Annotated in this window: 16 protein-coding genes; all 16 read right to left on the reverse strand. The window is 44.4% G+C overall.

The annotated features are described in order from the left end of the window. Positions 1-137: 137 nt before the first annotated feature. The 16 genes from rpiA to C6P11_RS09465 all read right to left on the reverse strand — a co-directional run bounded on the left by rpiA (position 138) and on the right by C6P11_RS09465 (position 13,273). Positions 138-836, reverse strand: a complete 699-nt coding sequence (rpiA, locus tag C6P11_RS09395; protein ID WP_167849566.1) for a ribose-5-phosphate isomerase RpiA — start codon at positions 834-836, stop codon at positions 138-140. 13 nt (positions 837-849) lie between these two features. Then, positions 850-1,785 (reverse strand): ribokinase, encoded by a 936-nt coding sequence (gene rbsK, locus C6P11_RS09400; RefSeq protein WP_135520662.1) that lies wholly within the window; start codon positions 1,783-1,785, stop codon positions 850-852. A 329-nt stretch (positions 1,786-2,114) separates the two neighbouring features. Further along, positions 2,115-3,116: a ribose utilization transcriptional repressor RbsR gene (rbsR, locus tag C6P11_RS09405; protein ID WP_135520606.1), complete on the reverse strand. Its 1,002-nt coding sequence runs from the start codon at positions 3,114-3,116 to the stop codon at positions 2,115-2,117. A gap of 337 nt (positions 3,117-3,453) precedes the next feature. Then, positions 3,454-3,609, reverse strand: coding sequence for a hypothetical protein (locus C6P11_RS11020; protein WP_161691246.1), 156 nt, complete (start codon positions 3,607-3,609; stop codon positions 3,454-3,456). Positions 3,610-3,748: 139 nt separating this feature from the next. Further along, positions 3,749-5,107 carry an MFS transporter gene (locus C6P11_RS09410; RefSeq protein WP_135520608.1) on the reverse strand — a complete coding sequence of 453 codons (1,359 nt, stop codon included), beginning with the start codon at positions 5,105-5,107 and terminating at the stop codon, positions 3,749-3,751. Next, complete coding sequence (locus tag C6P11_RS09415; RefSeq protein ID WP_135520610.1) at positions 5,104-6,057, reverse strand: Dyp-type peroxidase; 954 nt, start codon at positions 6,055-6,057, stop codon at positions 5,104-5,106. The genes C6P11_RS09410 and C6P11_RS09415 overlap by 4 nt, the downstream gene beginning before the upstream one ends. A gap of 283 nt (positions 6,058-6,340) precedes the next feature. Further along, positions 6,341-6,997 carry an amino acid ABC transporter permease gene (locus C6P11_RS09420; protein ID WP_003607836.1) on the reverse strand — a complete coding sequence of 219 codons (657 nt, stop codon included), beginning with the start codon at positions 6,995-6,997 and terminating at the stop codon, positions 6,341-6,343. Between the two features lie 2 nt (positions 6,998-6,999). Continuing rightward, entirely contained in the window at positions 7,000-7,644 is a 645-nt protein-coding gene (locus C6P11_RS09425; protein WP_003607837.1) for an amino acid ABC transporter permease, read from the reverse strand. After that, the gene (locus tag C6P11_RS09430) at positions 7,641-8,489 is read right to left on the reverse strand and encodes a glutamate ABC transporter substrate-binding protein (protein ID WP_135520612.1); all 849 of its coding nucleotides are present in this window, start codon (positions 8,487-8,489) and stop codon (positions 7,641-7,643) included. Before C6P11_RS09430 ends, C6P11_RS09425 begins: the two co-directional genes overlap by 4 nt. A 13-nt stretch (positions 8,490-8,502) precedes the next feature. Beyond that, positions 8,503-9,237, reverse strand: a complete 735-nt coding sequence (locus C6P11_RS09435) for an amino acid ABC transporter ATP-binding protein (RefSeq protein WP_135520614.1) — start codon at positions 9,235-9,237, stop codon at positions 8,503-8,505. Positions 9,238-9,398: 161 nt separating this feature from the next. After that, complete coding sequence (locus C6P11_RS09440; RefSeq protein WP_135520616.1) at positions 9,399-10,202, reverse strand: DUF6681 family protein; 804 nt, start codon at positions 10,200-10,202, stop codon at positions 9,399-9,401. After that, positions 10,202-10,633, reverse strand: coding sequence for a hypothetical protein (locus tag C6P11_RS09445; protein WP_135520618.1), 432 nt, complete (start codon positions 10,631-10,633; stop codon positions 10,202-10,204). Before C6P11_RS09445 ends, C6P11_RS09440 begins: the two co-directional genes overlap by 1 nt. 24 nt (positions 10,634-10,657) lie before the next feature. Beyond that, positions 10,658-11,218, reverse strand: a complete 561-nt coding sequence (locus tag C6P11_RS09450) for an AAA family ATPase (protein ID WP_135520620.1) — start codon at positions 11,216-11,218, stop codon at positions 10,658-10,660. Positions 11,219-11,305: 87 nt separating this feature from the next. Then, a complete protein-coding gene (locus tag C6P11_RS09455; RefSeq protein ID WP_135520622.1) occupies positions 11,306-11,851 on the reverse strand; it encodes a biotin transporter BioY in 546 nt (181 codons plus the stop codon). Further along, positions 11,848-12,627, reverse strand: a complete 780-nt coding sequence (locus tag C6P11_RS09460; protein ID WP_135520624.1) for a biotin--[acetyl-CoA-carboxylase] ligase — start codon at positions 12,625-12,627, stop codon at positions 11,848-11,850. The genes C6P11_RS09455 and C6P11_RS09460 overlap by 4 nt, the downstream gene beginning before the upstream one ends. A gap of 100 nt (positions 12,628-12,727) precedes the next feature. Beyond that, a complete protein-coding gene (locus C6P11_RS09465; RefSeq protein ID WP_135520626.1) occupies positions 12,728-13,273 on the reverse strand; it encodes a flavodoxin domain-containing protein in 546 nt (181 codons plus the stop codon). Between the last annotated feature and the right edge of the window lie 3 nt (positions 13,274-13,276).

Below are 13,276 nucleotides of genomic sequence, written 5' to 3' on the forward strand. Positions count from 1 at the left end.
TCTCAAAAAACGCCCAATCGAAAAAAACACCCTGAAACCGTGCCAAGGTACTGGCAGTTTCAAGGTGATTTATCGTATTTTACTGATTTAGCTGTGGTTAAAAATTTAGTGCATGAATAATCCGGGTAAAAATAACCCTAATTCTTAGCCATATCACGCTTCAATACTTGAATCTCATCCCCACCAACAATGACTTCGTCGCAGACATTCAAGAACAAGCCGTGCTCAACAACACCAACTTGATTTGAGAGCCAAGTCGCAAGTTCTTCTGGGAAGGGAATCGTCTCCAAGTGCAAATCAATAATGTTATTCCCATTATCAGTCGTTAGCGGACGACCATCTTCATCCAAACGCAAAATTGGGTTCAAATTATGCTTCTTAAACAAGCGGCATAGTTGTTGCTCACCGTATGACACCACTTCAACTGGCAATGGGAAGTGACCTAATTCAGCGTGTTGCTTGCTACCATCAACAATCCAGATGTTACGCTTTGAATTCTTAGCAACAACCTTTTCGTATAGTAGCGCGGCACCACCACCCTTGATACCGTTCAATTGTGGATCAACCGCATCAGCACCATCAACGGTCAAATCAATGTAGTCAACCGCATCAACATCAGCCAATGAAATACCCAAGCAACGGGCTTGGTGTGCGGTACGATTCGAAGTCGTCACACCGACAATATCAAGACCTTCATTGGCAACACGCTCACCAAGGCGGTCAACAAAATAGCGGACAGTTGAACCAGTTCCCAGTCCAACGACCATGCCGTTTTCAACTAAACTTGCAGCGTATTCCCCGGCAGCCTTCTTTTGTTGTTGAATCTTGTCTAACATGTCGTTCTCCTCCTTAGTCTTCATTGTGCAATGATCGAACAACTTCTGAGTGAGTTGGAATTGAGCGGATTGCACCAGAACGTGAAACCGCAAGTGAAGATGCCTTACATGCATATTCAACGGCATCGGCAACATTCGTCGCATCCAACTTCAATTGTGAAACAACCGCCCCGATAAACGTGTCACCAGCGGCAGTCGTATCAACTGCCTTTACCTTAAAGATTGGACGAGTGTGTGGGTCCTTACCATCAAGGTTGTAGTAAACGCCATCTTCACCAAGCGTAATGATAGTTCCTTGCACTGACAATTCAGAAATCGCATCACTAACTGCCAATAGGTCCTCATACTTTGTTGACGGCTCGCGTTCCAATAGCGCGGCTGCTTCAGTCTCATTAGGAACGATGATATCCGTGCATGCTAGGATGGCTGGATCAATGTCCTTGGCATTCATAACTGGTGCTGGATTCAAAACTGTCTTAACACCATACTTCTTAGCAAGGTAGAATCCCTTAGCAACGGCTTCTTGTGGCACCTCAAACTGTGCAACCACATAATCAGCATCCGCAATCAATGATTCAGACATCACCACATCATCAGCTGACAATTCAGCGTTAGCACCACCGTACACAAGAATTGTGTTGTGCCCGTCTTCTTCAAGCAAAATCGTAGCTGAACCAGTTGCTGTATCCTTCTCACGCAAACCAGAAACGTTAATACCTTCATCTTCTAGTAGGGCCTTGAATTGTTGACCAGCTTCATCCTTTCCAATTGCACCGATAAAGCTAACTTCAGCACCTTGACGGGCGGCGGCAACGGCTTGGTTGGCACCCTTTCCACCAAGGTTCATGCTGCGTTCGTCAATTCGCAAGGTCTCTCCTTGGAGAGGCAAACGCTTAATGTTCTGGATGATATCCAAGTTCAAACTACCAATTACGACAACCTTGTTAATTTCTTTCACCTTTTCCCTTATACGTCATTTTAAAAAAATTCATCTTGTAAATCGTTTTTGTAAATCGTTTTACAAAGAATAATATACACCCTTTTTGTGGAATGTAAACCTTTTCAACTCAGAATTTGATAAAGAAGACTAGGAATGTCGGAGATTTTAGAGCTCCGACGTGACCAAGTCGCCCTTATCAGGTGCGTCTTTGGTCTTACTCCTGACTGAAGTCAGGAGTTTTAGACCAACAGCTGCTGTGGTAATTGAATCACAAACAAATCGTTTTGGTGCGCAAAAAAGCCCTAGAAGCGTGGACTCCTAGGACTTTTGCTTAATTGTTATTTAGTTGGTGCTGGTGCCGTTGATTCACGTTGAATTAGACGAACATCCAAAATTTCTTCTTGCATTGGCAATGCCGGATCTTTAAGACGTGCTAGCACCATGTCCAATGCTAATTGACCCATGCGCCAAACAGCCTGCGTCACTGTAGTTAGTGATGGCACCGTAAACTCAGCATAGTCGGTGTTGTCATAACCGATAACACTAATATCTTCTGGTACGCGCACGCCACCATTCTTTAGACCGCGCAACAAGCCAATTCCCATTTCATCATTCAAAGTAAAGGCCGCCGTGGCCCCTGATGCAGCGACTTTATTCGCAATCGCTAACCCACCATGCTTTGACAGTTTCGTCGCAATTTCAATAATTTCAACATCATCTTGTTCATCAATAATTGCTGTGAACCCTGAGATACGTTCCAACATGTTCGTTGTCATTACATCCGGGTGCAATAAAGCAATCTTTTTGTGACCAAGTTCAACTAAGTGGCGCGCAACCACTTGGCCACCAGTAAATTCATCTGTCTTAACGTGGTCTGAAATGTTACTATCGTTAATTTGATCTAGCACAACGTACGGAATGCCTTGCTTCTGCAAATAACGATCTACTTCCAAGGCATTCGGTAGCATTCGCGCAATCACCAACCCGTTTACCCCACGTTCCAACATCTTCAGCAAGCCTTGTTCAATTTCATCGTCATCAACTGAAATGAAGACCAAGTCCGCGAGATTGTGGGCATGGTTTTGCATACTTTGCATTAAGTCTGAAAAGAATGGATTACGCAAACTTGGCACCATCACCCCAATCAATGGGTTACCGCCACCACGAAGGCTCTTGGCGCTCTGATTTGGTACGTAGCCCAATTGGCGAACTGCATCCATGACACGTTCGATTGTTTCCTCAGGAAAGTGATCGTTTTTCTTATTAATAACTTGTGACACCGTCGTTGGTGAAACACCTGCCAACGCTGCTACGTCTTTAATTGATGCTTTTTTTGCCATGTCTATCCCCCTCGCGATATTACCCATGTACTCTCTAATACATATCTTTACAAACATTATACCTATTTCAACTAGTAAATGCATTTACTAAATTGAAAAAAGTGGCATCAAAAAAGCTGAACAAATGGGAGATTCCATCTGCTCAGCTTTTTCGAGTTGTTCACATACTGACTTATACAAGTCATAAGGAGTTGTAGCGTCAACATTAGCTAACCTATCTCGTAACCATCCCGCTAGCTAATGTTGTCATATTATGCTTTTGACATCTCTACGAATGCTATCTTACCTTATCGATTCGTCAGTTGGGTAATCTATCCTTCCTAAAGGACATTCAAGATTACTTGGTTAGCAAACCGCGCAATTCAAGCTCACGGTAAAGTGAACGCGTCTTGCTGTTTTGCAAGCGAATCATCCCCTTATCACGAGCGATAAGACGAATACCGTTCTCACGTAGTTGTTGTTTTGCCCAAGCCTTAGTACCTACAAGTGCCACAACCTCTCACCTCTTTTCCGATAATCTCATCGATTATGTTGGATGCATTTTTAATGGCTGTCATTAAGTGTGCACCTAACGGCATCACGACATGGCAGAATTCCTTTAAAATGGCGATTTAGTTGCGCGTTACTTGGGTCTATTTTGTTCCTTGGTAGTTAGCTGTAATGCGCCAAACGGTCACAATCATCACCGCCATGCCAAGGGCAAAGACGATGTATGCGTCGTGCAATCCGCTGCCCACAACTGAAACGATGGTCGTCGCCACCAAGACCCCGATAACTCCGGCGAATTGGCGGGCCGTGCTAATCATTGCCGAACCATGGGTAATCAAATAATCAGGTAATTGATTATTCGCATACGTCGTGGCCGGTAACATCATAAAGGCATTGCCAACTTCCCCAAACGCAGCGAAAATAACTGCCAATACAGCGTTATGCAAGCCAAACGTTAGTGCCAATCCTGCATAACCAATAAAAATACTGGTCGCCCCAATTCGCATAACGACCTTTAGCCCCTTTTGATCAAGCAGCTTGCCTGAACGACGATTCATCACGGCCATCAATGCAGCCGGCGGTACCATCAACAAACCAGACACTAATTTACTGGTGTGTAGGACATTCTGATAATACAACGGCATCAATACTGTCATAACAATCAAAGCGATATATGACGCGCCAGTCAACAGCAATCCTAGCGTAAAACCAGCTTGCTTGAAGACCTTGAAGTCGAGCATCGGTTGTGACAGATTACCTTGGCGGTGTACAAAATACACACTCAAGACGAGGCCAACCATCATCATTGCAATCATACTGATTGGCTGCGTGGTGTGTCCCAACGACTGAATACCAAAGAGTACCATCGCAAACCCGAATAGCCCGATTAATGATGGTACATCCAAATGCACATCTTTCTTCACGATGACGTTTTGTCCGACAAATAGATTGACCAAAAATAGCAAACCAATAACAAGTTCAAAAAATACAAAGACACCTTGCCAATTGAACCATTGGCTGATAATACCGGACACAATTGGCCCGGTGGCTAGAGCAGCCCCCATCACTAAACCAACCATTCCCATGCTGGCACCGCGACTCTCTTCTGGCGTAATCAACATGATGACACTTTGATAACTCGGAAACAAAAATCCAACCGCAGCACCTTCAAGCACACGCCCAAGAATCACCCAGCCAAAGCCAGTTGCGTTAATTGCGATAAACGTTCCTAGCAAAAACATCGCTTGAATACCAGCTAAGAACCACTTGAATGGTACCCGATTCAACAGCCAAGGACTCAGTGGCATCGTCACCGTCATAACCAACATAAATCCAGTGGTCAGCCACTGGACCATTGAGATTGGCACGTTAAAATGGTTAGCCATCACTGGATAAATCGTGGTCATAGCTGATTGGCTAATTGAGAAAGAAAAACTTGTCAGCAACAGCATCCAAACAAACAAGGTTCGTTCGCGCTTACCTAATTGTTTTGTCTCGCTCATTCTGTCCACTCACCATCCGCAATGTCACCCAATAACTCACGTGATGGCACAAAGAATAATTGTCCTGACATGAGTTGTGAGAACGTCAGCAAATAATCAGACATCTCAACCATTTGCGTCAACATTGCCTTGGTAACTGACCAGTAACGTGAATAGCCGATAAAGTACGTTCCTGTCTTGTTCAAGGCTGGTTCTGAGAACGGCACATTCATGCGAACGATTTGACGCTCCTCACCATCAATTTCTACCTTGGCACTCACATTGTGTGCGTTATGGAACTTTTCGTCGTCTTCCAATTCAAGATCATCATACTTGTGCCGGCCAATTGCCTTCTCTTGTACTTCAGTCTTTAATTGTCCCCAGAAGTCCATATCGTGCAACCACTTTTGTGAAAACGCGTATGACCCGTTCACAAATTCAGGGTCCTCGTCACCAATAACCGCGACTTCAGCGGAGTCAGCCGCACTTGGCACCTCAGTCCCGTCAATAAAGCCGATGATGGCGCGACCTTCAAAATTGCGGAAGCCCTTGGTTTCATCAATAACCGTCGTGACATCATGCAAAACGGTCATGTATTGACGCACAACCTCATACACAATTGACATATCATTCGCACGCACGTGGATGAAAATATCTCCCTCTGTCCCAGGCATGCTATATTCAGGCCCCTTAAGTCCCTTGAACTCTTCTAGTTCAGCTGGAACTGGCTTGTTTGGGAACAAGGTTTGCCAAGCAGTATAACTAAAACCGATAGCAACCTTCAAATTCCCGTCTGCTGCACGTACATTCATTGAACGGTTAATCGCTTGTGAACGATCTGCAAATTCCGTGATGGCATCTTGCAGTTCCGCCAACGGCTTTGTGCGGTCCAATCCCAACACCACAAATTCAACGCTTTGACCAACGTCCTTCCAAACGTCTTGTGCCTTTGTATAATCCATTTCAGCCATGATAAGCCCTCCCAAAAGTATAATTGGGCGGTGTCTCAGTTCTATCAAATTAGCAAGTTGCTAAATAAGTGTCATAAAATAATCGGCCAACCATGAATTGAAAGCTTATGACAATTATTTAACCGAGGCATCCGCCACACATACTATTATTGGCACACTTACAAGTAGTTAACACGAAATTCCTTTATAAGGGAATGGTTGCAAGCCTGGTGATGATTATTTCGGCCACCACTTGCATACAAAAAAGCACTACCGTTCAAAACGAACAGTAGTGCTTTTAAGATTAAGCCGCCATACGACGATCTAGAATACGACCAATCTTTGAGATGACGTAATTCAAAGCGAAGTACAAAACAGCTAGTGCAAAGAACATTGCGACAATCGCATTTGGTTCTTGTGCATAAATAATTTGTGCACGATATGTCACTTCAGGCAACATGATAATCGTTGCCAATGACGTGTCCTTAATCAATGACACGAATTGTGACACAATCGGTGGAATCATCTTCTTGTAGGCTTGTGGCAAAATGATGTACCACAAGGCTTGCTTGAAGCTCAATCCGTTTGAAAGTGCTCCTTCAAGTTGCCCCTTTGGTACGGCTACGATACCTGAACGAATAACTTCGGCCAACATTGCTGACTCGAAAATCGTCAAAGCAAAAATCGTAGACGTCATAACACCCAAGTGAATACCAATCTTTGGCAAAGCAAAGTACGTAAAGAAGATAATCAACAAAAGTGGCAAATTACGAATCAAATCAATAATAAAACCAACAATCTTTGATAGATAAGGAATCTTCACGTAACGGATAACACCTAGGACTGAACCGATGATAAAACTCAAAATAACGGATACAACCGCTACCTCAATTGTTACCCATAGTCCCATCAGCAAGAAGCGGATGTTGATCCATGAGAAAGCTGACAAAAATTCACTCATGATTATCCCTCCTTACTCAACTTGGCTTCCAAGTAACGCATGTAGTAACTCATTGGCATCGTCAAAATTAGGTAGAAAATACCAACAATAATGAATGGGCCAAATGTGTCGAACGTTTCTTGTGAAATCATGTTCGCTTGATACATTAAATCCATACCGGCAACGAAGGCCAATACTGATGAGTTCTTGATCAAGTTAATAAATTGGTTTCCAAGTGGTGGGATAACCAACTTAAAGGCTTGTGGCAAAACCACATAACGCATACCTTGCCACCATGACAAACCGTTAGACATCGCACCTTCAAGTTGTCCCTTTGGCACAGCGTTGATACCGGCACGAACCGTTTCAGCGATAAATGCTGACGTGTATAGTGTTAGTCCCAACGTTCCGGCTGCAAAACCGCTAATCTTAACGATGTTTGCAATAACGACGTAGAAGAACATCGTGATAACCAACAATGGGATGTTTCGTACGACTTCAATATAGATACGACCGATGATGTTTGCGACCTTGTTTGGAACCACTTCAAGCAAAGCGAAAATCGTTCCCAAAACTAATGACCCAATCAAAGCGAGCACTGAAGACACAATCGTCCATCCAAATCCACTTAAGAAGTCGCTAGCGTGTGATTGAAATAATGAAATCATTCCTTAGCCAACTCCTTCCAGTTCATACCTTCAACGCCAGAGAACCACTTCTTGGCTAGCTTAGCGTATGTACCATCTTCCTTAATTTCATCGATGGCCTTGTTGACCTTCTTGACCAACTTAGGATTGTTCTTGTCCATGGCAACACCGTATGGTTCCTTCGTGAAAGGACCACCGACAACTTCCAATGACTTTGAACCAGCGGCCATTCCATATAGGATACCGTTGTCAGTCGTCAACGCATCCCCTTGACCGGCCTTCAAGGCAGTCAAAGCAGTGGCATAGTCTGACAAGGCAACAACCTTGGCCTTTGGCGCAAACTTCTTAACCGTTACAGCAGAAGTTGATCCGGCAACCGCCAAGATACGAGCACCTGGCTTGTTCAAATCGTAGATACTCTTGATACCACTATCTGACTTAACCAAAATTGATTGACCAGCGTTAAAGTATGGCTTTGAAAAATCAACCACCTTGGCACGGTCTGGCGTAATTGACATCGTCGCAATGATGGCATCAATATTACCGTTCAACAACATTGGAATACGGGTACCCGAAGTGATTTGCGTCAACTCCACCTTGGCCTTTGGGTTCACACGCTTGGTGATTTCCTTGGCCATGTCCACGTCGAAGCCTTCAAGCTTTCCCGTCTTAATGTTCATCAACCCCATCAACTTGGTGTCACCCTTAACACCCCAGACCATCTTATCGGTCTTCTTAATGCGGTTGTAAGTTTCATTCTTTTTATCGCTAGCTTGAACTGTCGTTGTCACAACACTTCCAGCTAGTAGTGCGATGGCTGCGGTAGCAAGTACCGTACGCCATGTGCGCGTAAACTTGCGACTCATATTCCGCACCTCCCTAGTGGATGATTTGTGACAAGAATTGACGAGCGCGTGGTTCCTTAGGGTTCTCAAAGAACTCTTCAGTTGGAGAGTCTTCCAAGATTTCACCGTCAGCCATGAAAATAACACGGTCGGCCACTTGCTTAGCGAAGCCCATTTCGTGCGTCACAACCAACATCGTCATACTTGAATCAGCAGCGATTTCGCGCATAATCTTCAAAACATCGTTAACCATTTCTGGGTCCAATGCTGACGTTGGTTCGTCAAACAACAAGGCCTTTGGCTTCATTGCCAATGAACGGGAAATCGCGATACGTTGTTGTTGTCCACCTGACAACGTTGAAGGCATCTTCTCAGCCTTATCAGCCAAACCAACCTTCTCCAACAATTCCATTGCAATTTGCTTGTTTTCTGCTTCATCGCGCTTCAATACCAAGCGTGGTGCCAACATAATGTTTTCTAGCACTGTCTTGTTAGCGTACAAATTAAAGTGTTGGAACACCATCCCCACGTTCTTACGCGTACGGTTCATGTCCGTCTTGGGATTGGCCAAATCTTGACCGTTAACAATCAATTGTCCTTCTTGAACTGGTTCCAAACCATTCACGGTACGAATCAAAGTTGACTTACCTGATCCTGAAGGACCAAGCAAAACAACAGTCTCACCAGCTTCAACTTTAAGGTTAATATCCTTCAAAGCATGGAAATCTCCATAGTACTTCTCGACGTCCTTAAATTCGATCATCGACATTTGGGTTGCCTCCTATTTGATAATTCTCTCAATTTAAATTATCTCTCTATAAATAAAAACCCGCCGCGATTACTCGGGACGGGTCGCTACTGTAATAATAGTCTGTAAGTTACGATAGTGTCAAATTCTTTGTTAGCTTTGTTAACAACAAGTATGTTTGTTCACAATTCCTTTGCTTTATAGGCTAATTCGACCGCTAAATGGTAGTCATCGCGGCGTGTTTGTAGGTTAGCGCGACCGCGCACCTTTCCTTCACCACCTAAGATAACCGCCGAAGCAACGAACAACTCATATGATTCCATCGCCAACGCTACTGGCTGTAGGCCAACTGTTTCGATACGTGCCAATCGTTGCGCCAACATCTCGTTCAAGCCACCATAGATGGCCAGGCCACCACGCTCCTTTTCCAAACGGAAGTAAGGTAGCGGTGTACCAGGATGGTTCGCATAAATGACATCATGGTCAGCCGCCAAGTAGGCCATTTGCTCATCTTCTGACAAGCCACCATAATCTTTGGTCATCAGACCGTTTGATTGGAGTTGTTCAGCAACCTTTGTTAACTCAGCTTGCATATCCGAATCAGTCACGGCACTAGCTGGCAAAACGTGTTGACGGCCATACAAACCATTTGCTGGTACAAACGGTGTTGCCGGACGTTGCGTCTTATCCGCATCCGCTGGCTTACCCCCCAATAGATTTTCAACTTTGGGTGATAAATCCCATTTGAACGTTTTCTTCGTAAAATAGTAGACAACATTCAAAAAGGCAAAGTAAGCAATCACGATAAAGGCCAGCAATAGCCCCAAGCCACGCAAATAAGCAGCGTTCTTCAGGTGCATAATTGCCAAGTACAAAACGTAGAAATTACCCACTGACGCTAAGATTGTATACACTTGACCCTTCCACTTTGTGTTGACATTAAAGAAGCCAAGATAATGATTCAATAAATCCAAAATGGTCAACATTAGTTTGTGCCTCCATTATCCGCAGGCGTTTGTACCGTTGTGGCTGAACTTGAAGAAACAGCACTCGAACTAACCGCTGATGACGATGACGCCACACTGCTACTTTCGCCACGTGATGAACTAACCGCGCTTGATGACACTTCGCTTGAAGAAGAAGCTTCACTCACGACTGCTGACTCTTCAACTGCTTCAGAGGTTGAAACCTTCGCACGGCTCTCTGACGCGTCACTTGATGACTTCTCAGATGACACGCTACTTTGTTTCTCTTGTGTCTCACTCGATACCGGCGTTGACACAACTGAAGACGCTTGTTTTGGCGCCCCGTTAGACGTATTCGTTGAGACATTAACAATCGCGTTCGCTGCGCTCAATGCCAAAATAATTGAAACTAAAGCGACCGGTGTGATAAACGGTGGTGTGCGATATGCCATGAGTTCCTCCTTATATCGTCAAAGCTATCCTTGAACAACTTCTTTTACAATGTCATCAATTGCCTGCTTAGTTGTCTGCCAATCATCATTGACAACAACTTTGGCAACGTTAGTTAATTCAGCTGGTAATTGCGTATCACGCTGGTATTCGTCACTAGCTAGGCGTGCCTTAACCACTGCAACATCATCACCACGCTTTTCCAAACGTGTTAATAATTCTGATGATTCACTAACCGTTAAGTAAATAACAACTGCTTCATCTGGTAGTTCACGCGCATAAGTAATTGCGCCGGCTGTATCAAGCACAATTGTAATAAATGGGTTCTTTTCCCATGCACGTTCCAAGCCTTCGTGTGATGATCCGTAACGGTAGTGTGAGTATTCAACACTTTCGAGATAGTGGTTGTCGCCAAAACTAGCGTCGTTTTCAAAATAGTAATCTACTTGATCAACTTCACCATCACGTGGTGGTCGCGTTGTGTGCGTAATCACCTTAGGCATCTCGTAAAACTCATTCAAATAATTAGCAACGGTCGTCTTACCCGTGCCAGTGTTACCCGTTAATACAAATACTCTGCGCTTCATAATCCCAAAATGCCTCTCTGTTTTCTTAATAGACTTCATTATAAAACCCTGAGCTTAAGTTGGCTTAAGCTCAGGGCAAAATTATACTTATTCTTTACCACCATCTTTACCACCAATTGGCAAACGCATCACGCGCCCAATAATCACCATCAAGATGACCACAATCACAACCTTAACGATTGTTGGCACAACGAATGCAATCAAACCAGTTGCGACCGCTGTTTCTATTGACATCTTAGCAACAAACGCTAACCACAACGTACCGAAACCAAGTTGTAGAAAGGCCGCAATCAAATTCCAAAGGAGCATCGCCGGCCATGAACGACCCAAACTAGCACCGAGGCCAATGACCAATGGAAATAGCAACATCCCAATTAAATAACCACCGGTTGGTCCAATAACGATCCCAACACCTGACGTCCAGCCAGCGTAAACCGGCATACCAATCATCCCCAAAAGCAAATACACTGCAACCGCCGAAAATGAAACGCGGGTTGCTGCAATTGACGCAATCAACGGAATAATAATAGTTTGCACCGTCAGGGGCACAATACCCGTTGGAATTGATAAGGGTGCCAAAATAGCAATAATTGCAGCAAAGACTGCTGCCAAAACGAGTTGGCGTGTTTTCATGAAATCACCCATCCTGTCATTGTTAGTTTCGTGATTTCACCTGAGTAAAATGTTTGACGTTGACCATTAACGTCCACCACTAGACCACCATCCGCACTCACATCCTTAGCAATGCCGGTAATCGTTTGATTACCAACCGCCATTTCAACTGGCTGACCAATCACCAACGACCGTTGCCGATATGCCGTCATGACTTGCGTCGCATCTAATGAAAAATAGCGAACAAAATAATTTAATAACGTCGCCGCAAGTCGATTTCGGTTTACCATTTGGTCAGTCAGTGCACCAGCTTTCTGTGCAATCTCATCTGGATAGTCAGCCGGATTAATGTTTAGTCCAATTCCGATGACCAAAAAGCCATCATCGCCGGTCGTATTTGGCACCGCTTCTACTAGAATGCCGGCCACTTTTCGTTGGTTGTAGTACAGATCATTGACCCACTTGATGCCAACCTCAACACCAATTTCTTGCGAAAGTGCTTCGGCCGCTGCAACTGCAATCCCCGTCGTCACCTTACCGGGTGCCAACGTTTTCATATCAGCCCATGGCCAAATTAACGTTAGGTAAAGCCCCGTTGCTTGTGGTGAATAATATTGGCGTCCATGCCGACCATAACCCGCCGTCTGTTCATCTGCCACAAGCGCCATTGGACCAATTACGTCTCCCGCTGTAATCAATCGTTTGGCGGCTGTGTTAGTTGAATCAATCGTCGTAAACGTCTCTACCGACATGGTTTCTGGTGTCTGTAAGTATGAAAGTATAGCGGTCTTATCCACGTCTTAGTCCCCCAATTATCCCCCAGGCTGTATCACCCCTTAATCATACCGTGGTACACACTAAAAAACCAGACGTCCCAAGCGGTTCGTCTGGTTATTCTTATTGTAATGAAATTGCCCGTTCGTGGCGTCGCACCTCCGCCACAATTGGTGCGACAAGCGGGCGAAAACGTTGCGGCAAATCAATACGATGATTTTTCGTCTCTTCCAACCCTTGAATATGTTGTTGGTTGATATCGTGATCAAACTTTTTGATAAACCAAACCATCAGCCTGTGCCACCATTTTAACTTTTCGGGGTTAACAGCGCCCTGTAATTGATAAAAATGGACGCGCTGTTGTGCCGGATAATCAAAGTTTTGCGTGCATATACTTCTGAAATACTCACGATCAATCGGGTGTAACCCAACCGAGAAAAAGATGATTTCGCAAGCATTCAGATTAGCCAGCTCACTATTAATCAAGTTTGCAATCCTAATATGGCCATTAAAAATCGGTCCACCAAAGATAATCGTATCGTACGTCGACAAGTCTAAGGCGCCAATTTCGTCTAAACGATATTTGCTGATGTGCAACTCCTCTGCAATCCAAGCGGCATAAGTTGCGGTATGTCCATATTTTGTATCGTAAATTATAACCGCACTCATAGC

Source organism: Weissella confusa (assembly GCF_004766315.1).
In the GTDB taxonomy this organism is placed as follows: domain Bacteria; phylum Bacillota; class Bacilli; order Lactobacillales; family Lactobacillaceae; genus Weissella; species Weissella confusa_A.

What these genes read in the sequence shown, in the direction of transcription:
- rpiA (WP_167849566.1), bottom strand. Translation starts at nt 836, where the DNA reads ATGTTAGACAAGATTCAACAACAAAAGAAGGCTGCCGGGGAATACGCT.
- rbsR (WP_135520606.1), bottom strand. Translation starts at nt 3,116, where the DNA reads ATGGCAAAAAAAGCATCAATTAAAGACGTAGCAGCGTTGGCAGGTGTT.
- C6P11_RS09410 (WP_135520608.1), bottom strand. Translation starts at nt 5,107, where the DNA reads ATGAGCGAGACAAAACAATTAGGTAAGCGCGAACGAACCTTGTTTGTT.
- C6P11_RS09415 (WP_135520610.1), bottom strand. Translation starts at nt 6,057, where the DNA reads ATGGCTGAAATGGATTATACAAAGGCACAAGACGTTTGGAAGGACGTT.
- C6P11_RS09420 (WP_003607836.1), bottom strand. Translation starts at nt 6,997, where the DNA reads ATGAGTGAATTTTTGTCAGCTTTCTCATGGATCAACATCCGCTTCTTG.
- C6P11_RS09425 (WP_003607837.1), bottom strand. Translation starts at nt 7,644, where the DNA reads ATGATTTCATTATTTCAATCACACGCTAGCGACTTCTTAAGTGGATTT.
- C6P11_RS09430 (WP_135520612.1), bottom strand. Translation starts at nt 8,489, where the DNA reads ATGAGTCGCAAGTTTACGCGCACATGGCGTACGGTACTTGCTACCGCA.
- C6P11_RS09435 (WP_135520614.1), bottom strand. Translation starts at nt 9,237, where the DNA reads ATGTCGATGATCGAATTTAAGGACGTCGAGAAGTACTATGGAGATTTC.
- C6P11_RS09440 (WP_135520616.1), bottom strand. Translation starts at nt 10,202, where the DNA reads ATGTTGACCATTTTGGATTTATTGAATCATTATCTTGGCTTCTTTAAT.
- C6P11_RS09445 (WP_135520618.1), bottom strand. Translation starts at nt 10,633, where the DNA reads ATGGCATATCGCACACCACCGTTTATCACACCGGTCGCTTTAGTTTCA.
- C6P11_RS09450 (WP_135520620.1), bottom strand. Translation starts at nt 11,218, where the DNA reads ATGAAGCGCAGAGTATTTGTATTAACGGGTAACACTGGCACGGGTAAG.
- C6P11_RS09455 (WP_135520622.1), bottom strand. Translation starts at nt 11,851, where the DNA reads ATGAAAACACGCCAACTCGTTTTGGCAGCAGTCTTTGCTGCAATTATT.
- C6P11_RS09465 (WP_135520626.1), bottom strand. Translation starts at nt 13,273, where the DNA reads ATGAGTGCGGTTATAATTTACGATACAAAATATGGACATACCGCAACT.